The sequence below is a fragment of the Gilliamella sp. wkB7 genome, assembly GCF_001693435.1.
Lineage (GTDB): Bacteria > Pseudomonadota > Gammaproteobacteria > Enterobacterales > Orbaceae > Gilliamella > Gilliamella apicola_N.
The window spans coordinates 2,226,066-2,252,890 of the sequence record NZ_CM004509.1 but is presented as its reverse complement, the minus strand read 5'-3'; the positions used below and the strand labels follow the sequence as shown (position 1 = coordinate 2,252,890).

The following is a 26,825-nucleotide window of genomic DNA, read 5'->3' as shown; positions in this document are numbered from 1 at the left end:
TTGTTCAATTATTTTACTTATTTTGCATGGTTAGCAAGTTTAATCAATTGCTTTTTTAGTTTATCGGGTGCACTTTCTGCCAAAGCAGACAAATAAGTGGCACTTTGGGGACTTAAAGCTCGCCTAATTGTAACACTTTTTGATGAATCATTAATCATTTTTGCATGTTGGCTAGAAATGTCTGGATTAATTTTATATTGAATTGAAGATAAGGATGGTAATATTTGCTTTCGGATTCCAGATAACAAATTACTTTGTTCGTATCTTAATCTGGTTAACCAACTGGCTGAACTTACTTCAAGGATTAGAACACCCTGACGATAATTAGCAATTCTATATTGCTGCCTTAAGAAAGATGGCAATAACTCATTAATCACATCAGCCAATTTATTCAATGCAAATGTTTTCTCTTTTATCTCGGATAAACAAGTTTGTTGAGACAAAATTGATGTTAACATCTGTGGCTCATTATAACGCATATTTGATACTTACCTTTATTTCCGAATAAAATAATAGTCAACGAATTACACATCATGCAAAATAAGTAGCATTAATTTACCTTATTTAAATAAAAAAGTCTTACTTAAAAAAGATATTTACAGTTTATTATTTTTTTATTGAAAAACAATAGTATCTCACTACGATATTTTGTCCAAATATCAAATGATATGAGATCCAATAAATTAATTATCCAATTGAATATAAAAGTATTTTTATATGGATTATTTACTCATATAAAGTATCTATCACGCAACTTAATAAAGCCACAAGCTTATTTCAAGATTGTTGTCACTTTGCTCTTACTTATGTTTATTTTTACTTATAAATAAAAATCGTTGTATTTACTGAATTTTGTATTAACAGAAAAGCATAAACAAATATAAGTTTTATCACCCTACACTTTGAACTCAGTATTGTCATTCCATATTAATGTTGCAATTTTAACAATTTCTCAGTGACACTTTGTTTATAAAAATTGAAAGTTTTAGGATGAGTCAATCTAAACTAGAATGTTCATCATCCAAAAAAAATTACGAATTTTGGTTTACCGCTCTAAAAATCGTTAATAATAAAATTTCATAATTTATATATAGTTATAATGAAGATGTACCAATTGATCTCTATCTTACTTCAGTATCAAAAAAATTATTTAATCTGATTTTTATCACGTTAAAAGTAATCGAAAAGTGATCAATTGGTTTGTTTAATATCTATACTGCTTAAACATTCATTCATTTGTTAAAAATTATCATTTAAACAGTTTGTTATGATCGTTATACAACTTTAAATCACTAAATCACAGATTGTCTGTTTTGCCCCTTTTTGCATTAAAGAAAGATAATGATTGGTGACGTGTTCTTTGAACTGCAAATTATTCGATAAATCATCACCAAACACTGCATTCAAACTCAATAAAGCGGTTACTCTTTCTTGACCATCTTGACTTGAGTCAACAAGTGTTTTTAATTCACTAAACATTGGATCGCGTATATCAATATCATTTTGATTGTCATCCATGCCGCCTACATAACGCATCCAACCGGCTACGCCTAATGCAAGTAATGAAAAATCAGAATTGTTTTGAATATGCCAACGCACAGAATCAAGCATACGTTGTGGTAATTTTTGAGTACCATCCATGGCAATCTGCCAAGTTCTATGTTTCAGTGAAGGGTTACTAAATCTTTCAATAAGTTGCTCAGCATATTGTGATAGATTTACCTGTGAAGGAACATGCAGTGTAGGTGCTTGTTGTTGCATCATCAGTGCTAGTGTTGCTTTTTTATAATTGTGGTCATTCATACAATCATTAATATGTTCATACCCTGCTAAGTAACCTAGATAAGCTAAAAAAGAATGACTGCCATTTAGCATACGTAATTTCATCTCTTCATAGGGAACCACATTATCGACAAACTCAGCCCCAACTTCATCCCAATTAGGGCGACCAGTAACAAAATTATCTTCAATAACCCATTGAATAAAAGGTTCACAGGCAATACCACATGGATCAGTCATGCCTGCCAACGTATTTGTGATCTCTGCTAAAGTTTCAGATGTTGCTGCAGGCACAATACGATCGACCATTGTACATGGAAACGTTGTATTGACCTCAATCCATTGTGCTAATTTCGCATCTCGCGCTTTTGCTAAACCTAATATCGCTTTTTTCAAAACAACTCCATTTTCTGGGATATTATCGCAGGATAATGCCGTAAATGGTTTTATTCCTCTTTGCATTCTTCTATAAAGTGCTTCAACAATAACGCCTGGGGCAGACATAGGTTTAGATGGATTGGCTAAATCCGCTTTAATCAGAGGATTATCTAAATCTAAGTCACCACCACCTGGTCGCATACAGTAACCTTTTTCGGTTACGGTTAAAGACACAATTTCTACCACACTATCGGCCATTTTTTCTAAAATTGCCTCAATGCCGTCGGTAGATGCCAAAAGCGACTCTTTTACACTACCAATAATAAATGCTTGTTTTGTTGTAGCTCCTTTTTCTAATACGGTATACAAATGATCTTGCTGACGAATATCATGAATTAACTCTTCACCACCAACAATATTAACCTCACAAATTCCCCAATCACTTGTTCCTTTATTCAATAAGCGATCCATAAACAATGCTTGATGTGCACGATGAAACGCACCAAAGCCTAAATGGACTATGCGTGAAATCATTTTTTTTCTGTCATAGGAAGGTTTATGTTCGATTGATTGTGGGATATTTGATAAATTTAACATTCTACTCACCATAATTAACAAATTAAATACTTTATTGGTTAGACATATTTTCACTTGTAGATAAACTTTTCATCTCCAATTTTCATTTTTTGTGATCAAAATCACATTTTTTGGTTTATTTAATATGCAGTATTTTGAAAATATTTAATAATACCAAAACATATTGGCATACCAATTATTGAAATAAACGTAGTTAAATCATAATTGACTTATAGTACTCATAACAATTAACTTATAGTTGACGCAATATAACCAAAATTAGAATGGGGATTAAAAATAATGCCAACGATTAATCGGCTCTATCAAGAAATTGGTAATGAGCTGAAATCATTATTAAAAAATGGTACTTATAAAATTGGTGATCGGTTACCACCCGAGCGCGATATCGCTGACGCATTTAATGTAAGTAGAACGGTTGTGCGCGAAGCACTCATTATGCTAGAACTTGAAAATTTAGTTACAGTAAAAAAAGGCTCTGGTGTATATGTAATTGGTTTACCAAATGAAACTTTGTCAGAACAAGATAAAAAAATAGAAGAAAATGATTTTGGACCATTTGAATTATTACAAGCAAGACAACTAATTGAAAGTAATATTGCCGCTTTTGCAGCTTCACAAATATTGAAATCCGATATCATAGAGCTTAGAGCTATTTTAGAACAAGAACGTCAAATGTTAGAACAAGGCATTCTGGATGATTACAGTGCTGATGAGATGTTTCATATTGCAATAGCCAAAGCAACAAAAAACTCAATACTTGAAAGTTTATTAAATGATTTATGGCAAAAACGTTCTACCAGCAAAATGTGGGACCAATTACACAGTCGCATTACCGATCATAGTTATCGAAAAAAGTGGCTTTACGATCATGAAAAAATTCTGCAAGCATTGCAGATAAAAGATGCAATAGGTGCACGCCATGCTATGTGGCAACATTTAGAAAATGTTAAACAAACATTAATGACCGTTTCTGATAGTGAAGATCCAAATTTTGATGGTTATTTATTTGATTCTATTCCAGTTAGTATTGTTAACCAATAGACAATAAAAAATCAGCATTGTTTATAGATCTTTTCGTTTAGAAAATTAAGTAAATAAAAATCATTGAGGAGATTTATATGGAACAAACGATGCGTTGGTTTGGACCAAATGACCCAGTATCACTAGATGATATCAAACAGGCTGGAGCAACTGGAATTGTTACAGCTTTGCACCATATTCCAAATGGCGAAATATGGACAGTTGAAGAAATACAAAAACGAAAAGCAATTATTGAAGAAAAAGGATTAATATGGTCTGTTGTTGAAAGTATTCCTGTTCATGAAGAGATCAAAACGCATTCAGGAAAGGTTAAACAGCATATCGCAAATTACCAGCAATCAATTCGTAATCTAGCAGCTTGTGGCATTGATACTGTTTGTTACAATTTTATGCCTGTGTTAGATTGGACTCGCACCGATCTTGCTTATGAGCTACCAGACGGTTCAAAAGCTTTACGTTTCGATCAAACTGCATTTGCTGCATTTGACCTTTATATTTTAGAAAGAATTAATGCCGAAAAAGATTACTCAAAAGAAGATATCGATTTAGCAAAAGCTTATTTTGAGAAAATGACTCAAGCAGATAAAGACAAACTAATTGCTAATATCATTGCAGGTTTACCTGGGGCAGAAGAAGGCTATTCTTTGGAACAATTTAGAGCACATTTGGCGACGTATGATGGCATCGATAAGGCCAAATTACGCGAAAATTATGCCTACTTTTTAAAAGCTATCGTCCCCGTTGCTGAAGAAGTAGGTGTGGTATTAACGGTGCATCCAGATGATCCTCCTCGACCAATTTTAGGTTTACCGCGTATTGTGTCAACCATCGAAGATATGCAATGGATAAAAGATACGGTAGATAGTATTCATAATGGATTTTGCTTTTGCACTGGTTCTTACGGTGTGCGAGATGATAATGATTTAGCCATAATGGCTGAAAAATTTGCTGACCGTGTTCATTTTATTCACTTACGTGCAACGGTTCGCGAACAAAATCCACTTTCTTTCCACGAAGGTGACCATTTAGGTGGTGATGTGGATATGTATGCAGTAATCAAAGCACTCGTTACTGAAGAACAGCGCCGTAAAAAAGCAGGAATTAAACGTTCTATTCCCGTTCGTCCAGATCATGGACACCAAATGTTAGATGATCTTAAAAAGAAAACCAATCCAGGTTATTCGTGTATAGGTCGCTTACGCGGTTTAGCAGAAATTCGTGGTATTGAATATGCCATTAAGCGTGCATTTTTTGAATAATATCTATTTCTCTGTATTAAAAAACACTCATTTTAAATGGGTGTTTTTTTTTACATAATAATGAATAAAGTCTAGTTATGTATTGCATCTAGATAAATATAATTAAGAATCCTCTATACTGCATACAAATGCTGTATTAATCCACGTAATGATCCTGTGGCATTTAACACGGCGCGAATAATAATTTACAACAGTAATTTAATTATTTAAATTTAATCATGCATTTAATAAACAATTTTAATCGGTCAAATAATCAAATCAATCTTATGATATTTAAATTTGCCTATTTTTATAATATGGTTAAAAAACTAATATAACCAATTTAATAGAAATACTATTTAAAAAAGTTAAATTGAATGTATAAAAGCAAAATAATTATTAAAAATGCTAAGTAATATTTAAAATAATCTTATTATTGAAGATGATTAGAGAAAATCATGAACCTAAGTTTTAAATTATAAAATGCTATCAAAATTTTACTGTTTTGACTTTTCCTCCCATTCCGCGTTATATTAATAACGATATTATCTACATCTATATCGTTAAGCAGTCTTTTCAAAAGCAGTTTAAACATAAGAGGTGTAATATGGGTATCTTAAATAGTATTTTTTCTAAAATATTTCCAAGTGCACAAGCAGCAGTAGGTAATGTTACTGATGCTGTAAAGAATCAAGTCAATAATATTACTGGTAATAACAAAGATACAGCATCAACTAGTCAAGATCAAAATCAACAGAACCAGCAGAATCAACAAAACCAAACCAATCAACAAAGTACAGGAAATCAAACATCTGCATCAAATGTTGATGTTATGACAATTCTTGAAGACTTAGCTAAAAAATTCCCTGAAAAACTAAACTGGAAGACATCAATTGTTGATCTTTTAAAACTTTTAGGCTTAGATAACAGTTTAGATGCGCGTAAAAAATTAGCTAAAGAGCTTGATTATACAGGGAGTACCGATGATACAGCAGCTATGAATACATGGTTAATTAAAGCTGTAATGAAAAAAATTGCAGAAAAAGGCGGGAATGTAGCTCACCTTTTCTCTTAAAACTGAAGACAAAAATACGCCAAATCCACCTGCTAATATAGGTGGATTTTTTATTAAAAACGCTATGTTATCGGTCAGATAATCATCAAGCCTATTCACTAGGCTTTAAAAGCATGCAATCGATTCATCGCAGCTTCAATACCATCAGATAATAAAATTTCAGTACAACGCACTGACTCATCAATCGCTTTATCAATCAACTCTTGTTCAGATTTAGATGGCTTGTTTAAAACATAGCCTACCACTTTATTTTTATCGCCAGGATGACCGATACCAATTCTTAAGCGATAAAAATTCAAATTATTACCTAATTTACTGGCAATATCTTTCAAACCATTATGCCCACCATGGCTGCCACCAAATTTGAATTTGGCAATACCTGGATTAAGATCAAGTTCATCATGTGCAACAAGAATTTCTTCTGGTTTAATCTGATAAAATGTAGCCATAGCCTGCACTGCTTTACCGCTTAAATTCATAAAGGTTGTTGGCACTAATAAACGTACATCATGACCAGAAAGAGTTATCCTTGAACTGTAACCAAAAAATTTGGGTTCATTTTTTAATGATTGATGATATCGTTCTGCCAATTGATCAACAAACCACGCACCCGCGTTATGGCGAGTTGCAGCATATTCATTGCCTGGATTAGCAAGTCCTACAATAAGTTTAATAGTTGTCATGATAATTCGATAATATGTGTTGCTATAAGTGAAAAAGCCCCAAAAAAGGGGCTAGTAACCATAATGCTAAAATCAATTAGTAATGAAACATTGCTGAAATTGATTCTTCATTGCTGATGCGACGAATTGCCTCAGCAAGCATACCTGATAAAGTTAATTGGCGCACATTTTTCAATGCTTTAACTTCAGCAGTTAATGGAATTGTGTCACAAACAACAATTTCATCAATAGCACTGTTTTTAATGTTACTGACGGCTTTGCCTGAAAAAATTGGATGCGTTGCATAAGCATACACTCTTTTAGCTCCGCGCGCTTTCAAAGCATCGGCCGCTTTACAAAGTGTACCTGCGGTATCAATCATATCATCAACTAAGATACAATCTCTATCAGCAACATCACCAATAATATTCATCACTTCTGCTTCATTAGCACGCTGACGACGTTTGTCAATGATGGCCATGTCTGTATCATTTAAAAGTTTTGCAATCGCACGCGCACGAACAACACCACCAATATCAGGTGATACCACAATTGGGCGTTCAAAATCACGTTGCAACATGTCTTCTAAAATAACTGGACTACCAAATACGTTATCAACAGGCACATCAAAGAAACCTTGAATCTGTTCAGCATGAAGATCGACTGTCAATACTCTATCAACACCAACGGTTGATAAAAAGTCAGCGACGACTTTAGCGGTAATAGGCACACGAGCAGAACGAACTCGACGATCTTGCCTCGCATAACCAAAATATGGAATAACAGCAGTAATACGACCCGCAGATGCACGACGCATTGCATCAATCATTACTAGTAATTCCATTAAATTGTCATTGGTTGGCGCGCAAGTTGATTGAATAATAAAAACATCTTCACCACGGACATTTTCATTAATTTGGACATTTACTTCACCATCACTAAAACGGCCTACGACAATGTCACCAAGAGAAGTATAAAGACGATTAGCTATACGTTTTGCTAGTTCGGGTGTGGCATTACCAGCAAAAAGCTTCATATCAGGCACGAGAAATCCTCAAGCATGTTATTATGATTACTTTATTCGTAATCGGTTAAATCGGAGCCATAATTATATAATTATTTATCCATCATGCTCAACCATAATATAAAAATTTAACAAAAATATTTGATATATATATCAAAATTGCGAATTAAAAAAATTTGCCTTTAAGATACTTTGGCTGAGAACCCAAAATCGAGTAAACTAACACTCAAATCCATTAATAAATTTTACAAAATTCCACAATCTAAGTAGATAACGTGATGAACGAAAAATTAAATAGCAATAACCCAGAAATCAAATCCAAAAGAACTATCCGAAGTTTTGTATTACGACAAGGTCGTTTAACTAAAGGTCAAGAACAAGCATTAAACAATTTATGGCCACTATTTGGCATTGAATATCATTCAAACTCACCTATATGCTTTGATGAAAATAAACCTGTCGTTTTAGAAATAGGATTCGGCATGGGCGCATCATTAGTTGAAATGGCTCGAAATGCACCAGATAAAAACTTTCTAGGCATTGAAGTTCATAAGCCAGGTGTTGGCGCTTGTTTAATGGCTATTGAAGAAAACCAATTATCTAATTTAAAAGTAATGTGTCATGATGCGGTTGAAGTTTTAGAAAACATGATCCCTAATCATTCATTAGACAAAGTGCAAATCTTCTTTCCCGATCCATGGCATAAAGCAAGACACAACAAACGCCGCATTATTCAGCCACAATTTGTACAATTAATTCGGCAAAAATTAAAAGTAGACGGTATATTACATTTAGCGACCGACTGGCAAAATTATGCTGAACATATGTTAGAGGTTTTAACCGAAGCTGAAGGTTTTGAAAATTTATCAGCAACAGGCGACTACATTCCGAGACCCGAAGAGCGCCCTATTACCAAATTTGAAAAACGTGGCCAAAATTTAGGTCATGGCGTTTGGGATTTACAGTTCAGAAAAAAATAGCGTAATAAGGAGCCATTATGCAAAATAAAACAATTAATTTAATTTGTCATCGTCGTTCAATTCGGTCTTACCAATCAACGGCATTAACCAACGAGCAGATAGAATCACTTGTTCAAGCTGCACAATCGGCTCCAAGCTCCAATTTTTTACAATGCGCTACAATAATTAGAATCACTGATAGCGAGAATCGCTCAAAACTAGCACATTATTCGGGGGATCAAAGCTATATAAATCAAGCTTCTGAATTTTGGGTATTCTGTGCCGATTTTAATCGGCATTTTCAAATTGATCCAACTATTCCTCTTGAAAAAGCAGAACAACTTTTAGTGGGTTGCATTGATACTGCTTTTATGGCACAAAATACCGTTATTGCAGCGGAATCATTAGGTTTAGGCACGGTTTATATTGGTGGATTACGCAACAATATTGAGAAAGTAACACAATTACTTGCCTTACCTAAATATGTTCTTCCGCTTTTTGGGCTTTGTATTGGTTATCCTGACCAAAATCCAGATATAAAACCAAGATTACCGAAAGAATTAGTTTTTTTTGAAAATCACTATCAACCAATCAATCATCAATTATTAGCACAATATGATACTCAGATGCGTCAATACTATGGTCATCGACTGACTAATCAAAAAACAAATGGTTGGAGTGATAAAATTGCAGAAACAATTATCAAAGGGCAACGAGATTTCATTTTAAATTATTTGCATAAACAAGGATGGATAACTAAATGAACAACAATCAATACCAATTAGACAAAGTCGTTATATTAAGTCGTCACGGTATACGCACTCCGTTACAAAACACACTAGCATTTTTAGAAAAGTCCAGTCCATTAAAATGGCCTAGCTGGGATCATGCTTATGGTTATTTAACGACACGAGGTGGTGTATTAGAAGCTTTCTTTGGACATTATCTATCACAATGGCTTGAACAAAAAAATATTAATATTGAACCAGAAAATCCAGATATCTATGTTTATGCTAACAGCCTTCAAAGAACGGTAGCAACAGCCCAATTCTTGGTTAATGGCGCTTTTGCGGGTTATGATATTCCTATCCATCACAAATATACCATTGAAAAAATGGATCCGATTTTTGATCCAAGTGTGCAAGATGATTCTCCAGAACTAAAACAAGCTGTATTAAACGATATTGAAGAGGCTGATAAAGCTGGGGCAATTTTTAAAAATTTAGCGCCTGCTTATCAAATGGTTTCAGATATATTGGAGTATCCGCATTCACAATTATATGCTCAATATCAATGTGATTTTGCTGATATTCCTTATGAACTCTATTTTAAGAAAAATGAAGAACCTGAATTACATGGCCCATTAGCTATCGGAATTTGTGCTGTTGATGCTTTCTTATTACAATATTATTCTGCATTTCCAAAAGATCAGATTGCGTGGGGAAAAATCACCAGCCAAGAACAATGGCAACAAATAATACAAATTCGTAACCACTATATTGATTTAGTATTTCATTCGAAAACCATTGCTCAACATATTAGTAAACTATTAATCAATAAAATAGATGATTTACTGCATAATAAACAGCACAAGGTGAACTTACTTGTTGGTCACGATAGTACCATTGCAGCATTGCTCGGTGCTTTAGATTTTGCACCATACCAACTACCAAACCAATGTGAAAATACCCCAATCGGAGGAATGGTTATCTTCCAACGTTATCGCCATATATCATCTGGCAAATACTTTTTTAAAGCCGAATACGTTTATCAAAGTTTTGAACAACTTTATACTGGCCAGGCAATCGATATCAATAATCCACCACAACACTATCAATTACAATTGGAAAATGCTTCTTTCAATAGTGATGGTTATTATGATTGGGTAGATTTTGCAAAACGTTTGAACAATAATGAGTAGTCTATTAATTTTCTACAAGAAATAGATTCCACCGACACCCATCGGTGGAAAATTTGCTCTTTTTTCTGAGTGAATGCTCACAGATATAATCGCCTACTTTTATGAATTTTTCTTACAATAATTAAGTTAAAATACCCCAATAAAAGATTTCTAACAATAAGCTGTTCCCAAAAACATACTGAGACAGAATATGCATAGCATATTTACTGAAAACTGCTTATTTTTCAAATTGAAATAAAATAAACACAAATTTAAAATTAGCTTTTACTATGATTCAATACAATACTAAGAAAAAATTTATTGATCATTAGGTTGAAAAAGTCCATCTATTTAGTTGAATCAGATCATTAACTATCACAAGTACAATAGTAAATTGAGTATATTCATATCACAACGATTTTAAATTCATTTTTAATCTTCGCATAAAGAAGTTTGAAATCAATCTAATAAATGATAATCCATTAAATATCTTTTTCGTTAATTATTGTAATCGATTTCATAAATTATTTTTTTTTGAGTAAATCAGCGAGCGAAAGGATTAACAAAATTTATTATATTCGCATAATTATTGATTGAATTCCTACTATGTTAGTTATCATTACCTTAAACAGAAAGAAATTTAATATAAAAATATACTGAAACATTAGTGTAACCTGAAACTTTTTAACAAATAACAGAAAAACCCGAAATGTAATCGATTTCATAAAATGTTATCTAGATCACTTTTTGGGAATATATAAAGTGATAGTATCAATTTAAAACAATAACTTTTTAGATAAATAAAAGTGTAAATGATGCTAAATCATTTAAAGCTAAACAAAGGAAGTTCATTATGAATCAAAACATTACCTCATCACTGTATAATAAGAATTATTGGGTGTTTAGCCTCTACTTTTTCCTCTACTTTTTTATTATGGGAGCCTATTTCCCATTTTTTCCTGTTTGGTTGAAAATGGTTGGACTAGATCAAGCAAGTACAGGATACGTTTTTTCATTTATTTCATTATTTGCGTTAGTTTTCCAACCTATTTTTGGCTTGATTTCAGATAAATTGGGATTAAAAAAGCATCTTCTTTGGATTATTACCCTGCTATTAGTATTGTTTGGACCATTCTTCATTTTCATATTTGGCCCTCTACTCAAATTTAATATCACACTAGGCGCAATTGTGGGTGGATTTTATCTAGGTATAGTGTTTAGTGGTGGGGCACCAGCAATAGAAGCTTTAGTTGAAAAAATTAGTCGTCGTAGCGGTTTCGAATTTGGTCGCAGTCGTATGTTTGGTTGTTTTGGATGGGCGATTTGTGCTTCGTTTGTTGGGATTATGATATCAAAAAACGTCAATGCTGTTTATTGGTTATGCTCTGGATTTGCACTGATTCTTCTAGTTTTAGTCAAGATCGCCGATCCAGCAAAAACCTCAACAACTGATGTTGTTGAAAAAATGGGATTAAATAAGCCTGAACCTTTCAATCTGAAACTGGCTTTAGATTTACTCAGTATGCGTAAAACATGGTTCTTTATGCTTTATATTGTTGGAGTGGCATGTACTTATGATGTGTTTGACCAACAGTTTGCTAACTTTTTTACTTCATTCTTTTCTAGTGAACAAGTTGGTCGTGAGGCATTTGGTTATGTCACAACACTTGGTGAATTTTTAAATGCTACGGTAATGTTTTTTGCGCCAATAATTGTGATGAAAATCGGCAGTAAAAACACCTTATTGATTGCGGGTGCAATCATGTCAATTCGTATAACCGGCTCAGCGTTTGCTAGCACTGCAATTGAAGTAATAATATTAAAAACATTGCATATGTTTGAAGCACCATTATTACTTGTTGGTGCCTTTAAATATATCACTACACATTTCCCTATCCGCTTATCAGCAACCGTTTACTTAATTGCATTTTGTTTTGCAAAACAATTATCTATCATGTTTATGTCTACTTTTGCGGGTTTGATGTATGTTAAAATCGGTTTTGAAGGGGCTTATTTAGTCCTTGGCTTCATCGCATTTAGTTTTACACTGATTTCTTCTTTTACGTTATCAGGATGTGGACCATGGGATGTTTTTAAATATACAAGAAATCAGGAATCAGATAATTAATCTAGATTCACTAAACATAATTAGCTTAAATTAAGGTATTTAGATGAAAATATTAGTAACTGGTGGTTGTGGATATATAGGTAGCCATACTTGTGTCCAACTAATTCAATCAGGCTATACACCAATTATTATTGACAATTTATTCAATAGTAAAGCCTCAGTATTAGAAAGAATACAAACTATCACAGGGAAACCTGTTGTCTTTTACCAAGGGGATGTTTGTGATGCAAAATTATTAGCAACAATTTTTAAAGAACATGACATCAAAGCCGTTATTCACTTCGCTGGTTTAAAAGCTGTTGGTGAATCGGTATACAAGCCACTTGAATACTATAAAAATAACGTGTATGGCAGCATTGCTTTAATGGAAGCGATGCGTGATGCTGGCGTGAAACAATTGGTATTCAGTTCTTCAGCTACCGTCTACGGTGAATTAGCACCTGTTCCTTATGTTGAAACGTTACCGCAAGGATTACCTACTAGTCCATATGGTAAAAGTAAACTTATGGTAGAACAATGTATGATGGATTTAGCCGTTGCCGAACCTGATTGGTCACTAACACTGCTACGCTATTTTAACCCAGTTGGTGCTCATCCTAGTGGGTTAATGGGTGAAGATCCTTTAGGCATTCCAAATAATCTGATGCCTTATATTACTCAAGTTGCAGTGGGTAAACGAGAGTCACTCGCTGTATTTGGTAATGATTATCCAACTGAAGATGGCACTTGTGTACGTGATTTTATTCATGTTGTGGATTTGGCTGACGGGCACATTGCCGCTCTAAAGGCTGATCAAAATAAAGCTGGAATTCATATTTATAATTTAGGTTCCGGTGTTGGCTACAGTGTTTTACAAGTTATTAAAGCTTTTGAAAAAGCCTCTGGTAAACCACTTAATTGGCATTTTGCACCTCGCAGAGCAGGTGATTTACCGGCTTTCTGGGCTGATGCTAACAAAGCTAAGCAAATATTAGGCTGGAAAACCAAACTTACGCTTGATGATATGGTAAAAGATTCATGGAATTGGCAATCTAATAATCCACAAGGTTATCCTGATTGAATTATAGTTTGAGAATAATAGCAGCAAAATCATAATTGAAGAGGTAAAAATGGATATTTTTAACCCAATTGATCATCCTCATCGTCGTTATAATCCATTGACGAATCAATGGGTACTTGTTTCACCACATAGAGCAAAACGCCCTTGGCAAGGACAACAAGAAGAGATAAATGAGGAGCAAAAACCAAGTCACGATCCAACTTGTTTTTTGTGTGCAGGTAACAAGCGAGTCACGGGTGATATCAATCCTGATTATAAAGGGACATTTGTATTTACCAATGATTTTGCTGCGTTAATGGAAGATACGCCAAATTCACCAATTAACGATGATCCACTGTTCCAAATGCAAAGCGCTAAAGGCACCAGCCGTGTTATCTGTTTTTCACCAGATCACAGTAAAACTTTGCCAGAACTGGATTTATCTGCCATTGAAAGAGTGATTAAAACATGGATCACTCAACAGCAGGAATTAAGTAAAAAATATCCTTGGGTACAAGTCTTCGAAAATAAGGGGTCAGTAATGGGGTGCTCTAACCCTCACCCGCATGGACAAATTTGGGCAAATAGTTTTTTACCCAACGAAATTGTACGTGAAGATCTCAATATGCGTAATTATTATGAAAAATATCAACGTAATCTATTAATTGATTATGTTGAAAAAGAACTAATAAATCGTGAACGAATTGTCGTTGAAACACAATATTGGTTGGCGGTGGTTCCTTTTTGGGCAATCTGGCCATTTGAAACACTTCTGTTACCCAAAACACATATTCCACAATTAACTCTGTTAACAAGCGATCAACAAAGTGATTTAGCTATTGCACTCAAAAAATTAACTAGTCGTTACGATAATTTATTTCACTGTTCTTTTCCTTATTCAATGGGTTGGCATGGTGCACCATTTATGGAAAATAAAAATGACTATTGGCAAGTTCATGCTCACTTTTATCCGCCTTTGTTACGTTCAGCGACAGTCAAAAAATTTATGGTCGGTTACGAAATGCTAGCCGAAGTACAACGAGATTTAACGCCAGAACAGGCAGCCGAAAGACTGCGTAATGTAAGTGATGTTCATTTATAAATGATATAAAGGATAAGTAGATGAAAGAATTAATTAATAAAACTTCGCAAGCATTTGAAACTAAATTTGGCTATAAACCAGATACGTTGATACAAGCACCAGGACGCGTAAATTTAATCGGGGAACATACAGATTATAATGACGGATTTGTGCTACCTTGCGCTATTAATTATCAAACAGTAATCAGCTGTCATAAACGTTCAGATAACCTGATTCGGGTCATTGCGGTTGACTATAATAATGAGCAAGATGAATTTTCATTGGATTTTACCATTGAAAAACATCCAAAATACCAATGGGCCAACTATGTACGCGGCGTAGTCAAACATCTAAAAAAACATACTGATAATATTCATGGCGTTGACCTCGCCATTAGTGGTAATGTACCACAAGGTGCGGGATTAAGCTCATCAGCATCCCTTGAAGTTGCTGTAGCTAAAATGTTCCAAGTTTTATATGATTTGCCATTAGATGGCACTCAATTAGCTTTGATTGGTCAAGAAGCCGAAAATCAATTTGTTGGTTGTAATTGCGGTATTATGGATCAACTTATCTCTGCACTGGGACAAACACAACATGCCTTATTGATTGACTGCCGATCGTTAGAAGCATTCCCTGTATCAATACCCGAAGATTTTGCAGTAGTAATTATTAACTCAAATATCAAACGTGGTTTAGTCGATAGCGAATACAATAGTCGCCGGCAACAATGCGAAGCAGCAGCTAAAGCTCTTGGGGTAAAAGCGTTACGCGATGTAACGTTAGATGAATTGAAAAAAATTGAAAGTAAGCTTGATCCTATTGTTTTTAAACGCGCTCGTCACATAATCACTGAAAATGAACGTACCTTAAAAGCCGCTTCAGCGTTGGCAAACAGCGACTATACATTTTTATCAAATCTTATGGCGCAAAGCCATAACTCTATGCGTGATGATTTTGAAATCACTGTGCCCGCCATTGATTATCTGGTTGAAATAATTCACAATAAACTTGGTGATCAAGGTGGTGTCCGCATGACAGGTGGCGGTTTTGGCGGTTGTGTCGTCGCACTCGTACCAAAAAATAAAGTTGATGATATCAAAGCAGTGGTTAATGATAATTATGCTAAAAAATTTGGTATCAAAGAAGATTTTTATGTTTGTAAACCAAGTAAAGGAGTGCACGCTTTATGCCTATAAAACAGATTATTAAACTTTCAAATAAACAGGGTATGAGCATTAAACTCTCAAACTGGGGAGCAATTTGGCTTTCATGTGAACTACCCGTTGCAGGACAAAATCGAGAAGTCTTACTTGGTTGTAAAACCTTTGAACAATATGCACAGCAAGATGCCTATCTAGGCGCGACCATTGGGCGATATGCTAACCGAATTGCAAACGCGACCATCAAGGTCAACAAAAAAAGCTACTCACTGACTGCAAATCAAGGAGTAAACCAACTGCATGGTGGCAAATTAGGGTTTGATAAACAACTGTGGCACATCCAATCTCAAGCTGACAAGCAGGTCACCTTTGCATTGATTTCTCCAGATGGAGATCAAGGATTCCCTGGTGAGCTCAAGATCGAAGTAACCTATAAACTCACTGATGACAATCAAGTTATTATCTCTTTTAATGCTATCACGACCAAAACAACCCCAGTCAATCTAACCAATCATGCTTATTTTAATTTGGATGGAGAAACTAGCAAAGATATCCTTAATCATACCTTACAAGTGAATGCTGACTTTTATTTACCCGTCGATCGCGACGGTATCCCAAACAGTGATTTAGTTAGCGTTAGCCAAAACGATATGGATTTACGTATACCAAGGCTAATCTCTGATAAATTACTCCAAAGCCCAGAAAGACAAATCACGAGTGGTTATGATCATGCTTATTTATTAGATAAATCACAACCCATTGCCGCTTATCTACTATCCGCCGATAAAAAAGTGAAGATGAATGTGACAACGACCCTACCTGCACTACAAATCTATACGGGTAATTTTTTACAACATACACCGAACAGGCTTAATGGTGAATATCATAATTTTGCGGGTATCGCGTTAGAAGCGCAGTTTCTACCAGATAGTCCAAATCATCCCGATTGGCCACAACCCAGCTGTTTTTTAGAACCTAATCAAACTTATCATCATCAAATTTGTTACCAGTTTATGATAGATAAGTTATGAGATAACTAATTACGGATGAACGATCATTGTGTTCATCCATAAAAAATAGTGTAAAAGTTTTTTAGTTTTAAAAACAATATATATGGACGGATTGTTATTGAATTTTTATATTTAAAACAAGATAACAAATCCTTTAAATTTATTTATCTGAATTAAGAAAATCAATTACAGAAGAAACAAATAAACTTCTCCCTTTTTCAAGCACTAGCTATATAGGGTAAAATTAACAACAAAATTATCATACCTCTTTTAATTAGTCTAATTACTTCAATATCCTTTATTTCTATCAATAACTTCTAAAGTTAACAATATTCAATTACTTTATTTTAGATTACCGCTAAATTTAAACAAGATTTTTGGCTAGTTTACTAACAATCCAAGCTAAAATTAGGTATGATATTCACATCTTTGCTAATGGATTAACTAATAAATGAAAAGCAAAACTTTAACCGCTATCTTTCCTGGAACTTTTGATCCAATTACTAATGGGCATATTGATCTCATTACTCGAGCATCATTACTTTTTCCTCGTTTAATTGTTGCAGTTGCAGAAAATCCTAATAAAAATACCCTTTTCACCTTAGAAGAACGGGTTAATTTAGCTTCGACTGCGGTTGAACACCTACTAAATGTTGAAGTAATTGGTTTCGATAATTTAATGGCTAATTTTGCTCAAACACATAATGCGACCGTGGTTGTTCGTGGTGTGCGTACAACGCATGATTTTGAATATGAAAGGCAATTAGCTGAAATGAATCGCGCATTAAAGCCAGATTTAGATACTATATTTTTGATGCCATCAATTGCAATGGGCTTTATTTCATCAACTATTGTTAAAGATGTGGCTTACCATGGTGGCAATATTACCAATTTAGTGCCTGTCCATGTTAAAAAAGAATTGTTACAACGACTTACTTAGATTTTAAACTTACGATTATGGTTAAATTTTACACCCCACCTAAAAAAAAGCTCACCTCACAAAAATTGACCGTTACTGTTTCGTCGCTTGATGCCTTTGGACAAGGCGTTGCTAGCCATAACGGAAAAACAATTTTTATCAAGTCAGCCTTACCTGATGAAACGGTTGATATTAAGTTGACTGAAGATAAAAAAAATTACGCAAAAGCGACTGTCATAAAATATTACAATCAAAGTAACGAACGGGTTAAACCTCAATGTGAGTATTATCAAAAATGTGGAGGTTGTGAACTACAACATATCTCATCGCATTTACAACAGCAAGCCAAATATTCAGCGCTTATTAACTTATTACAAAAAGAGGGTGGACAAAATTTAGCTAGTGTCATTAAAGATTCGCCCCAAATTATTGCAGATCAACCTTACCATTATCGCAGGCGGGCAAGATTAGCAATTAATCTAGTTAAAGGTGAATTATTTATTGGATTTCGTCAAGCTGAATCAAATCAAATAATCAATATTGCGCATTGTCCGATATTAGTTGAACAATTAGATATATTACTTGCCCCATTACAAAATTGCTTACGCAAAATTACCCAAAAAAAAGCGCTCGGCCACATTGAATTAATTGCCGTTGATAGTGGTGTGATTATTGTATTAAGGCATACCTTGCCAATGACATCTCAAGATACCGAGTTATTGAAACAGTTTGCTCAAGAGCAGAACATTTCACTCTATTTTTATGGTGAAGAGTTAGTCCATATTACTGGAAACAAAGAACACTATTATTTAATCAATCATTTAAAGTTAACCTTTAGTCCACTTGATTTTATTCAAGTAAACAGCAAAATTAATCAAAAAATGATTAATCAAGCTTTGGAATGGTTAACATTAAAACCAACAGATAATGTATTAGATCTATTTTGTGGAATGGGTAATTTTTCATTGCCAATGGCAACATTAAGCAAATCGGTTACTGGGATTGAAGGCATCGGTGCACTGGTTGAAAAAGCCAAATTCAATGCACAATTAAATAACAAAGAAATTTGTGCCAAAACACATTTTTTAATCAATAACTTAGATGATAAACAGCAATTTAACACATGGAATCATGCTACATTTGAAAAAGTATTATTAGATCCTGCAAGAGCAGGCGCTTATAATGCTGCAGCAGAAATTGTGAAGATAGCACCCGAAAAGATTGTTTACATCTCGTGCAACCCTGCTACTCTAGCAAGAGACTGTAAGCAATTTATTGATAAAGGATATAAAATTGCTCAAGTTGCTATTTTGGATATGTTTCCGCAAACTAAGCACATTGAATCAATGTTGCTGCTAACGAAGTAGGATAGTAATTATGGTATCAGTTAGAGGAGCCCATCAACACAGTGAAGAGCATTATTCTCTTGCACAATTTGATATTGAAAGATGGACCAGTCAAGAATTATTATTAACCAATCCGACCTCTTATAAAAAGTTCAAAGAAGTTTGGGATTTTTGTTTTGAAAACAGTGCTGGTGCGCCAGAACAGATCCACTGCTTTCAAAATGCGATTGAAATGGTCGAAATTTTATCAACGCTCAATATGGATATTAATAGTCTATGTGCCGCGTTATTACTTCCTTTTGTTGATACCAAAATTATTCGTCGAGAAGATATTCCTGAAGATTTCGATCGCGAAATTTCAAATATTATTTCCAGCATCGTAAGAATGAAAGAAATTCGCCATTTACGAGCAATTCGTAATGGCAGTGCGACAACTGAACAAATTGATAGTATTCGTCGCATGTTATTAGCTATGGTCAATGATTTTCGTAGTGTCGTCATCAAATTAGCTGAACGCATTACTTATTTACGAGATTTAATCTCTGCACCACAAGAAGAGCAGGTTTTAGCGGCTAAAGAGTGCTTTAATATCTATGCACCACTTGCAAATCGTCTAGGTATTGGTCAACTCAAATGGGAACTTGAAGATTTTTGTTTCCGTTACTTATATCCTGATGAATATCGCCTTATCGCTAAAAAGCTACATGAAAAGCGCCTAGATCGTGAGCTGTATATTGATCAATTTGTTGAACACCTACAAGATTTAATGAATAAAGATCACATTCGTGCAGAAGTCTATGGTCGCCCTAAACACATTTATAGTATCTGGCGCAAAATGGAGCGTAAGCATCTGCAATTTGAAGATCTTTATGATATTCGTGCAGTAAGAATTATTTGCGATCGTATTGAAGATTGTTATAACGCTTTAGGTATTGTTCATAGCCATTATAAACATATCGCCAAAGAGTTTGACGACTATGTTGCCAATCCAAAACCTAATGGTTATCAATCCATTCATACGGTTGTTTATGGACCACAACATAAAACGATTGAAATTCAAATCCGAACAGAACAAATGCACAATGACGCAGAGCTAGGTGTTGCTGCGCATTGGAAATATAAAGAAGGCAGTACCGATAAAATGACTGCTTATGATCAGCGAATTTCTTGGTTACGTAAACTTCTAACTTGGCAACAAGAGATGTCTGAAAGTGGTGAAATTCAAGAAGCTGTACGCAGCCAAATTTTTGATGATCGAGTCTATGTTTTTACACCGAAAGGCGATGTCGTGGATTTACCCGCTGGTTCAACTCCGCTTGATTTTGCTTATCATATCCACAGTGATGTCGGCCACCGCTGTATTGGTGCTAAAGTAGGTGGTCGCATTGTACCTTTTACCTACAATTTAAAAATGGGCGACCAAGTTGAAGTTATTACCCAAAAGCAACCTAATCCAAGTCGCGATTGGCTGAATCCAAATACAGGATTTGTTAACAGTAGTCGTGCAAGAGCTAAAATTCAGGCATGGTTTAAAAAACAAGATCGCGATAAAAACATCGCCTCCGGCGAGCAAATTTTACAAAATGAACTTGAGCCGTTAAATATTACTTTAAAAAGTGTCGAAAAAATACTGATCAATAAATACAATGCCCACTCATTTGTCGAAGTACTTGCAGGTATTGGCAGTGGTGATATTAGAATTAACCAGTTAGTTAATTTTATTAATGCTCAATTTAATAAACCGACTGCGGAACAAGAAGATGAGGCTGTCTTAAAACAAATTGCCCAAAAATCAACTACACAAGCTAAGAATAACAACAAAACGGGGAATAAAAAAGGCAGTGAAATCATTATTGAAGGTGTAGGCAACTTAATGTATACCATTGCTAATTGCTGTCGCCCTATCCCTGGTGATCCTATTGCTGGTTTTGTAACGCAAGGCCGCGGCATTTCAATCCACCGCGCAGATTGCGAGCAGTTACAAGAATTAAAAAATCATGCTCCTGAACGCATCACTAACGCCGTTTGGAATGATAATACTCACTCAGGTTATACCATGGTTACCCAAATCGTTGCCAATGACCGCAGCGGTTTATTAAGAGATATCACCACCATATTGGCTAACGAAAAAGTTAATGTTCTTGGCCTAATAAGCCGTTCTGATATGAAGCAACAATTAGCGACCATTGAGGTAGACATGGAAATCTTTGATCAGGATTCTTTAAATCGTATACTCAATAAAATTAAGCAACTACCTGATGTTATTGAAGCCAAACGTTTTCAAAGCTAGCAACTAATCAATCGCCACGCTTAAGTGGCGATAATGCATTACACGTTATTTTCGTTGTAAAATTTCAAATTGATATGGATAGCTATTTTTTTCATCAGTTTGATGATCTTGTTGATAAATTACTTGCCATTGCTCGGGTAAATAATCGGGAAAATAGGTATCCCCTTGCAATTCAGCATCAATATGCGTTAAATAAAGCCGATCAATTAATGGCAAGACTTGCTGATAAATATTACCTCCGCCAATAATAAAAACTTCATCAGGTTGTTGCGCTTGGGCAAGAGATATTGCCTCATCAATCGATTTTACCCAGCTTACATTAGAAATTTTATTATCACTTGGCTCTATTTGTCTTGAAATAACAATGTTGTGACGATTAGGAAGTGGTCTACCAATTGATTCAAACGTTTTTCGCCCCATAATAACAGGCTTATTGAGCGTGTTTTTTTTAAACCACGCCAAATCAGCAGGTAAATGCCAAGGCATTTGATTATTTAGGCCAATAACACGATTATGTGCCATAGCAACAATAACACTTAAAATCATAGTAATTACACGTATCCTAAAGATTTAATTCGTTGATTCACATTTTCTGGAAAAATAGTTTGACTCCAAAGCCTACGGCTTAGAGAAAGTAAAGGTTCTGTCTGTCCGGAAACTATCCAATTCGCTAATTCAGTTGCTACATCAGGATATATTGTTGGTTTAGGAGAAGGTAAGCTCAACCAATACTTAAGTTTAATACTATTCAAATTCTCCATAACAGTAGCCATATCTAAAGTGTGTAAACACTGTGCATTATAGATTTGCTCAAATTGCCCTGATACAGGCTTAGTCAAAATCTTTTTACCTAATACTAACGCTTCAGAAATTAGGGCAAAACCTGTGTTGGAAATAATACCAGAACAACTCACTAAAGCATGGGTAAAGTTATCACGACCAAGAGGCTGAAAAGTGATATTCTTTTGTTGAGACTGTTGCTTTATATCTGGATGAAAACAGATAAATTGATGATCTGGGAATTGTTGTAACAATTGTGTAATTTCATCTAATGCCTCAAATGGCAAATAAACAATGATATTTCCATCTTCGGTAGGTGTAACGTCAAAGGTGTCAATCATTGGCGGAATCAATTTATGCCCAAAATGAAACCAATGTAAGCCAATAGGATTAGTGACAGGCGCATAATACTTCATAATCACATTCGCTATCAAACCATATTCTTTAGGCTTGAGATATTGGCATACGGCTTGATTACTGATACCTAAGCAGTTTCGATGCTGATAGTGAGCAGCCCATGCACTAACTGGTTCAAAATCACTAATAATACAATCATATTTGGACAAATCAAGTTCACGCACATCTTTTACGAGTCGAAAAGCTCGAATTCGTTGTACCGTTTTACGAAAGTTGATTTTACCATTCAATGTTGCAAAAGAGACACCACGATAAGTAGTATAGTTGCCAAAGGCTTGCATATCAAAATAGTCTTTAGGATCACGACCGCTGAAAATATAGTCAACATCAGCACCAGCTACTTTTAAAGCTTTTGCTAACGTTCGGCAACGACTGACATGGCCATTTCCTGTTCCTTGAACGCCAAAGAGAATTTTCATATCAATATTTTTTGATGATTGTAATTGACAAATATAATAACAGAACACTTAATTATTAGCTCCATTATTTTAAGCAGATAGTACAAATAATTATAATCAATCACCATTAATAGCAATTTTGATTAAAAATTTGAAAAACATTTGTAAAATTTATTTATAAATCAATTAACTGATAAATATTTAGTGGTGATAAGTCACCTCTTTTTGTTATAAATAACAACTTCTAAAATTTATTCTTACTAATAAAAAATCCATTAATTCATTTCGGTAACAATCAACAAATCAATTGGAATATTTAAAAAATTAATCAGTTTTTACCTAACAAATACGATTATTTATTTCCGTTATTAATAACAATTATCTTATTAAAAAAGATTGCCTTTTGATGAAAGTTTATTGATTAGCATAATTTTTAGATTAAATTATTTAACAATCCCCTAACTCATCAAATCTATGCAATAAATTTCAATGCGATACAAATGATTGTAAAAATAGTTGATCATTGATAAATGATTCAGCATTTAATAATGGTTTTCTGTATGAATAATGTTAATGATGGCTCACCCTAAACTGCAATTAATATTTTAAATATATTGGATTTTTATTTTCTTATGAGCCATTAGCATTTTCAATATATGTAAAAATGGTATAAATCAGATACTTTTTTAAGTAAAATAAGTGTATATATTATCCATTTGATGAATAGTGAGATTTTACATGTCATTAAGATTCATCCATAAACAAACATATCTTATTGTAATAATAGCAATAATTTTATTTCTATTTGTTTATTCTGTAAGACATTTATCTATCATCATAAATTCATCTTTGCCTGTTGCTGTGGTTTCACAACATAACTCATCCATGTTAGAAGTCAGTAATAACCATGATAGTTGTTATCTTTTAACAAAAAAATCAGAATGTTTATCAAATTGTACCGTTTTTAGCCATTGTTCACTCTGTAATATGCTTATACCAAATATTGTATTGAATGTTGAGTTTTCACCACACCGTGAACAATATCTTTCATATAACTTTGCTCCACAATTTAAAGAATTTATTCCTGAATTAAAACCACCAAAAATTGCTTAATTAAATGATTCAGTTGCATTGGCAACAAAAATTAGTTTAAACAATTATCACAAAAATGACTGTTTTTTGTTATTAATTCTATCATTAATAACAAAATGGCCTTATTTATCTTAAAAATGATGAAAGGAATATTATGAAGCGTCGAATTTTTTTATTAAATCTTACTGCAGCTATAAGTGGTTTAGCCGTTACCAAAGCCTTTGCCAAAATGGATCACTCTGCGATGAGTAATACCATATGTGAAACCAATTCTGATGAATGTCAAAAGGGGGATAGAATGCACCACGAACATATGAATATGAATATGAATATGAACATGAGTCATAACAAAAAGTCACAAAAACTTTTACCTACTTCAGCATTACCACAAGGTCAAGATTTACCAGAGTTAGTTCGTTTAAAAAATACAAGTGACCAGCCAGGAACATTCGAAGCAAATCTGGAAGCAAAACCTGTTAAAATAAAATTAACACCACAATTAACAACAGAATTTTGGGCATATAATGACACTATTCCGGGCCCTGCGATTGAAGCTTTCGAAGGCGATAAAATTAAAATAACCGTCAAAAACAGTATACCGCAAGCTACAACGGTACATTGGCATGGTTTACTCATTCCATCCAATCAAGATGGTAATCCACAAGACGAAATCCCTGCTGGTAGTAGCCGAACTTATGAATTTACTATTCCAGAAGGCAATGCAGGTACATATTGGTACCATCCACATGGGCATGAAACTGTTTCCGAACAGATTGCACGAGGATTAGCCGGAATGTTTATTGTACGCAGTAAAAAAGATCCACTGGCCTCTTTTCCTGAACAAAACTGGTTCTTTTCTGATTTAAAATTAACCGATAAAGGTGAAATTGCCGATAATTCAATGGTTGATTGGATGAATGGACGCGAAGGTCAATTTGTATTAATTAATGGTGCTTATCGTCCTAAAATTACCGTAAAAAGTGCAACTAGAGTGCGTATTTGGAATGCGTGTTCTGGACGTTATCTTAATTTATCAATTCCTGGCTGTGATGTTTACTTGGTTGGCACTGATGGAGGATTGATGCCTAATCCTGTTCAACTAAATTCACCACTATTATTGTCACCAGCTGAACGCGCTGAATTGGTTATTGTTCCTAAACAATCAGGTACAGTATATTTACAATCAATTGGATATGATCGAGGCAAAATGGGCAATGTACCACCTGAGCAAGATATCCTACTTGGCGAATTAGCTTTGACAGAATCATCCCCTATAACCTTACCGTCAACGTTACGAGAATTGCCAAAATTAGGACAAGCAACTGCCCATAAAACACTTGAATATACCGAAGTTATGGATGTAAAAGAGCCTCGAGGAGGTATGCTATTTTTAATTAATGGCAAACGCCATGATATGCAACGAATTGATTTAGAAAGTAAAATTCATGAAGTTGAAGAATGGACAATTTTTAATAACTCTCACATGGATCATAACTTTCATATACATGGTGCACAGTTTACCATCGTTTCACATGAATTAAATGGTAAAAAGAATCCACCTAAATATGCTGCATTAAAAGATACCATTAATCTGCGCCCACATGAAAAAATCACCATAAAAATTCAACAAAATATGCTTGGATTACGCATGTATCATTGCCATATAGTTGAACATGAAACACTTGGTATGATGGGCCAATTGATGGTGAAATAATTTGATCAACTTTCCCCCTCTTTTTTTAACTATTATTTATTAAAATTAGAGGTGGGATATTTTTTTAATACAGAAAAAGGCAATAGACAAAGTTTAAGGATTAGAATAATTTCTTTTTAATCTATTTTAATTAATAGCTATTAAGGTCTAGTTTATTCCCATTTGGGCTTCGATCAATTTAAATCCATTTATCATAAGTTTTTCGATGGGTGGATGTTATACTATTCCTCGTTAAATATTACTTTATTTATATAAATTACCTCTTATTTATAATTGGGCTTATTAACTTTATTTGCTTATCATTTCATTGCCTACAATAATCGCTTAACTTGTTGTAATAATTGTTTTTGATTTTGACAAAAAATGCTAATATACTCCCGAAATGATCATAATTAATTATTGGCAAAAAATCAGCAAACGCTTGATTATTAACACGGCTTTATCGCACTTATTATTAGGTGTGATTGCTGCTGGGTTTGGATTGTATCAAGAAAACGCTTTACCTGCGCAATCGTCAGCGTCCCAAGTTGGTATTATTACCATTACCCGAATTGTACAAGATCATCAAGCTCCAATAACAACAACATCACAAACATTAGTCTTAGCGCAAAAAAGGCAATATTATAGGTTAATTACACCATTAAATTACCGTGATGTTAGTCCAAATCCAATTATTCGATTATCACCTAATAATGGCATAAGAGCTGGACCTAACACTACTGCTTAATGAGCTTACCACTTAATTAAATTAAATTTTTATAAAGGCATAAGCCTTACTATTTCTATTAAAAAGAA

The 26,825-nt window shown here is 34.1% G+C and carries 23 protein-coding genes; 17 read left to right on the top strand and 6 right to left on the bottom strand.

The features are described from left to right. Positions 1 to 17: 17 nt before the first annotated feature. Positions 18 to 458, bottom strand: coding sequence for a DUF721 domain-containing protein (locus tag A9G17_RS09910; RefSeq protein WP_172397820.1), 441 nt, complete (start codon positions 456 to 458; stop codon positions 18 to 20). 826 nt (positions 459 to 1,284) lie between these two features. Further along, positions 1,285 to 2,754 carry a mannitol dehydrogenase family protein gene (locus tag A9G17_RS09905; RefSeq protein ID WP_065738561.1) on the bottom strand — a complete coding sequence of 490 codons (1,470 nt, stop codon included), beginning with the start codon at positions 2,752 to 2,754 and terminating at the stop codon, positions 1,285 to 1,287. A 279-nt stretch (positions 2,755 to 3,033) separates the two neighbouring features. On the opposite strand from A9G17_RS09905, the gene A9G17_RS09900 reads away from it, so the two are divergent. From A9G17_RS09900 to A9G17_RS09890, 3 genes are all read left to right on the top strand, one after another. Further along, on the top strand, positions 3,034 to 3,795 hold the full coding sequence (locus A9G17_RS09900) for a GntR family transcriptional regulator (protein WP_065738560.1): 762 nt from the start codon (positions 3,034 to 3,036) through the stop codon (positions 3,793 to 3,795). Positions 3,796 to 3,872: 77 nt separating this feature from the next. After that, a complete protein-coding gene (uxuA, locus tag A9G17_RS09895) occupies positions 3,873 to 5,054 on the top strand; it encodes a mannonate dehydratase (protein WP_065738559.1) in 1,182 nt (393 codons plus the stop codon). Positions 5,055 to 5,640: 586 nt separating this feature from the next. Then, complete coding sequence (locus A9G17_RS09890; protein WP_065738558.1) at positions 5,641 to 6,108, top strand: DUF3597 domain-containing protein; 468 nt, start codon at positions 5,641 to 5,643, stop codon at positions 6,106 to 6,108. Between the two features lie 98 nt (positions 6,109 to 6,206). Here A9G17_RS09890 and pth read toward each other — a convergent pair whose 3' ends face one another. After that, complete coding sequence (pth, locus tag A9G17_RS09885; RefSeq protein WP_065738557.1) at positions 6,207 to 6,791, bottom strand: aminoacyl-tRNA hydrolase; 585 nt, start codon at positions 6,789 to 6,791, stop codon at positions 6,207 to 6,209. Between the two features lie 76 nt (positions 6,792 to 6,867). After that, the gene (locus A9G17_RS09880) at positions 6,868 to 7,815 is read right to left on the bottom strand and encodes a ribose-phosphate pyrophosphokinase (RefSeq protein WP_065738556.1); all 948 of its coding nucleotides are present in this window, start codon (positions 7,813 to 7,815) and stop codon (positions 6,868 to 6,870) included. 257 nt (positions 7,816 to 8,072) lie between these two features. Between A9G17_RS09880 and trmB the strand changes: the two genes are divergently transcribed. The 11 genes from trmB to relA all read left to right on the top strand — a co-directional run bounded on the left by trmB (position 8,073) and on the right by relA (position 21,629). Continuing rightward, a complete protein-coding gene (trmB, locus tag A9G17_RS09875) occupies positions 8,073 to 8,774 on the top strand; it encodes a tRNA (guanosine(46)-N7)-methyltransferase TrmB (RefSeq protein ID WP_065738555.1) in 702 nt (233 codons plus the stop codon). A 17-nt stretch (positions 8,775 to 8,791) separates the two neighbouring features. Then, the gene (gene nfsA / locus A9G17_RS09870; RefSeq protein WP_065738554.1) at positions 8,792 to 9,517 is read left to right on the top strand and encodes an oxygen-insensitive NADPH nitroreductase; all 726 of its coding nucleotides are present in this window, start codon (positions 8,792 to 8,794) and stop codon (positions 9,515 to 9,517) included. After that, positions 9,514 to 10,674, top strand: a complete 1,161-nt coding sequence (locus tag A9G17_RS09865) for a histidine-type phosphatase (RefSeq protein WP_065738553.1) — start codon at positions 9,514 to 9,516, stop codon at positions 10,672 to 10,674. Before nfsA ends, A9G17_RS09865 begins: the two co-directional genes overlap by 4 nt. Positions 10,675 to 11,506: 832 nt before the next feature. Next, positions 11,507 to 12,781: an MFS transporter gene (locus A9G17_RS09860; RefSeq protein ID WP_065738552.1), complete on the top strand. Its 1,275-nt coding sequence runs from the start codon at positions 11,507 to 11,509 to the stop codon at positions 12,779 to 12,781. A 43-nt stretch (positions 12,782 to 12,824) separates the two neighbouring features. Continuing rightward, complete coding sequence (galE, locus tag A9G17_RS09855) at positions 12,825 to 13,841, top strand: UDP-glucose 4-epimerase GalE (protein ID WP_065738551.1); 1,017 nt, start codon at positions 12,825 to 12,827, stop codon at positions 13,839 to 13,841. Positions 13,842 to 13,890: 49 nt separating this feature from the next. Then, positions 13,891 to 14,922 carry a galactose-1-phosphate uridylyltransferase gene (galT, locus tag A9G17_RS09850; RefSeq protein ID WP_065738550.1) on the top strand — a complete coding sequence of 344 codons (1,032 nt, stop codon included), beginning with the start codon at positions 13,891 to 13,893 and terminating at the stop codon, positions 14,920 to 14,922. 20 nt (positions 14,923 to 14,942) lie between these two features. Beyond that, a complete protein-coding gene (galK, locus tag A9G17_RS09845) occupies positions 14,943 to 16,100 on the top strand; it encodes a galactokinase (RefSeq protein WP_065738549.1) in 1,158 nt (385 codons plus the stop codon). After that, the gene (galM, locus tag A9G17_RS09840; protein ID WP_065738548.1) at positions 16,091 to 17,095 is read left to right on the top strand and encodes a galactose-1-epimerase; all 1,005 of its coding nucleotides are present in this window, start codon (positions 16,091 to 16,093) and stop codon (positions 17,093 to 17,095) included. Before galK ends, galM begins: the two co-directional genes overlap by 10 nt. A gap of 430 nt (positions 17,096 to 17,525) precedes the next feature. Further along, on the top strand, positions 17,526 to 18,014 hold the full coding sequence (coaD, locus tag A9G17_RS09835) for a pantetheine-phosphate adenylyltransferase (RefSeq protein ID WP_065738547.1): 489 nt from the start codon (positions 17,526 to 17,528) through the stop codon (positions 18,012 to 18,014). 17 nt (positions 18,015 to 18,031) lie between these two features. Next, positions 18,032 to 19,360 (top strand): 23S rRNA (uracil(1939)-C(5))-methyltransferase RlmD, encoded by a 1,329-nt coding sequence (gene rlmD / locus A9G17_RS09830; RefSeq protein ID WP_065738546.1) that lies wholly within the window; start codon positions 18,032 to 18,034, stop codon positions 19,358 to 19,360. A 10-nt stretch (positions 19,361 to 19,370) separates the two neighbouring features. Next, positions 19,371 to 21,629, top strand: a complete 2,259-nt coding sequence (gene relA, locus A9G17_RS09825; protein ID WP_065738545.1) for a GTP diphosphokinase — start codon at positions 19,371 to 19,373, stop codon at positions 21,627 to 21,629. Positions 21,630 to 21,674: 45 nt separating this feature from the next. Here the strand turns inward: relA and folA are convergent, their stop codons facing one another. Both folA and A9G17_RS09815 read right to left on the bottom strand, forming a co-directional pair. After that, complete coding sequence (gene folA, locus A9G17_RS09820; protein WP_065738544.1) at positions 21,675 to 22,175, bottom strand: type 3 dihydrofolate reductase; 501 nt, start codon at positions 22,173 to 22,175, stop codon at positions 21,675 to 21,677. A 5-nt stretch (positions 22,176 to 22,180) separates the two neighbouring features. Continuing rightward, on the bottom strand, positions 22,181 to 23,245 hold the full coding sequence (locus tag A9G17_RS09815) for an MJ1255/VC2487 family glycosyltransferase (RefSeq protein WP_065739142.1): 1,065 nt from the start codon (positions 23,243 to 23,245) through the stop codon (positions 22,181 to 22,183). A gap of 717 nt (positions 23,246 to 23,962) precedes the next feature. Between A9G17_RS09815 and A9G17_RS09810 the strand changes: the two genes are divergently transcribed. From A9G17_RS09810 to A9G17_RS09800, 3 genes are all read left to right on the top strand, one after another. After that, entirely contained in the window at positions 23,963 to 24,337 is a 375-nt protein-coding gene (locus A9G17_RS09810) for a hypothetical protein (RefSeq protein WP_065738543.1), read from the top strand. Positions 24,338 to 24,470: 133 nt separating this feature from the next. Beyond that, positions 24,471 to 26,030 (top strand): multicopper oxidase family protein, encoded by a 1,560-nt coding sequence (locus A9G17_RS09805; protein ID WP_065738542.1) that lies wholly within the window; start codon positions 24,471 to 24,473, stop codon positions 26,028 to 26,030. 382 nt (positions 26,031 to 26,412) lie between these two features. Beyond that, positions 26,413 to 26,757, top strand: a complete 345-nt coding sequence (locus A9G17_RS09800) for a hypothetical protein (RefSeq protein WP_065738541.1) — start codon at positions 26,413 to 26,415, stop codon at positions 26,755 to 26,757. The last annotated feature ends 68 nt before the right edge of the window (positions 26,758 to 26,825 follow it).

Coding starts and splice junctions, on each gene's coding strand:
- A9G17_RS09900 (WP_065738560.1), top strand. CDS start 3,034: ATGCCAACGATTAATCGGCTCTATCAAGAAATTGGTAATGAGCTGAAA.
- A9G17_RS09905 (WP_065738561.1), bottom strand. CDS start 2,754: ATGTTAAATTTATCAAATATCCCACAATCAATCGAACATAAACCTTCC.
- A9G17_RS09805 (WP_065738542.1), top strand. CDS start 24,471: ATGAAGCGTCGAATTTTTTTATTAAATCTTACTGCAGCTATAAGTGGT.
- A9G17_RS09910 (WP_172397820.1), bottom strand. CDS start 458: ATGTTAACATCAATTTTGTCTCAACAAACTTGTTTATCCGAGATAAAA.
- A9G17_RS09815 (WP_065739142.1), bottom strand. CDS start 23,245: ATGAAAATTCTCTTTGGCGTTCAAGGAACAGGAAATGGCCATGTCAGT.
- relA (WP_065738545.1), top strand. CDS start 19,371: ATGGTATCAGTTAGAGGAGCCCATCAACACAGTGAAGAGCATTATTCT.
- rlmD (WP_065738546.1), top strand. CDS start 18,032: ATGGTTAAATTTTACACCCCACCTAAAAAAAAGCTCACCTCACAAAAA.
- A9G17_RS09860 (WP_065738552.1), top strand. CDS start 11,507: ATGAATCAAAACATTACCTCATCACTGTATAATAAGAATTATTGGGTG.
- A9G17_RS09890 (WP_065738558.1), top strand. CDS start 5,641: ATGGGTATCTTAAATAGTATTTTTTCTAAAATATTTCCAAGTGCACAA.
- folA (WP_065738544.1), bottom strand. CDS start 22,175: ATGATTTTAAGTGTTATTGTTGCTATGGCACATAATCGTGTTATTGGC.
- uxuA (WP_065738559.1), top strand. CDS start 3,873: ATGGAACAAACGATGCGTTGGTTTGGACCAAATGACCCAGTATCACTA.
- galE (WP_065738551.1), top strand. CDS start 12,825: ATGAAAATATTAGTAACTGGTGGTTGTGGATATATAGGTAGCCATACT.
- galK (WP_065738549.1), top strand. CDS start 14,943: ATGAAAGAATTAATTAATAAAACTTCGCAAGCATTTGAAACTAAATTT.
- galT (WP_065738550.1), top strand. CDS start 13,891: ATGGATATTTTTAACCCAATTGATCATCCTCATCGTCGTTATAATCCA.
- galM (WP_065738548.1), top strand. CDS start 16,091: ATGCCTATAAAACAGATTATTAAACTTTCAAATAAACAGGGTATGAGC.
- pth (WP_065738557.1), bottom strand. CDS start 6,791: ATGACAACTATTAAACTTATTGTAGGACTTGCTAATCCAGGCAATGAA.
- A9G17_RS09810 (WP_065738543.1), top strand. CDS start 23,963: ATGTCATTAAGATTCATCCATAAACAAACATATCTTATTGTAATAATA.
- A9G17_RS09865 (WP_065738553.1), top strand. CDS start 9,514: ATGAACAACAATCAATACCAATTAGACAAAGTCGTTATATTAAGTCGT.
- trmB (WP_065738555.1), top strand. CDS start 8,073: ATGAACGAAAAATTAAATAGCAATAACCCAGAAATCAAATCCAAAAGA.
- coaD (WP_065738547.1), top strand. CDS start 17,526: ATGAAAAGCAAAACTTTAACCGCTATCTTTCCTGGAACTTTTGATCCA.
- A9G17_RS09800 (WP_065738541.1), top strand. CDS start 26,413: ATGATCATAATTAATTATTGGCAAAAAATCAGCAAACGCTTGATTATT.
- nfsA (WP_065738554.1), top strand. CDS start 8,792: ATGCAAAATAAAACAATTAATTTAATTTGTCATCGTCGTTCAATTCGG.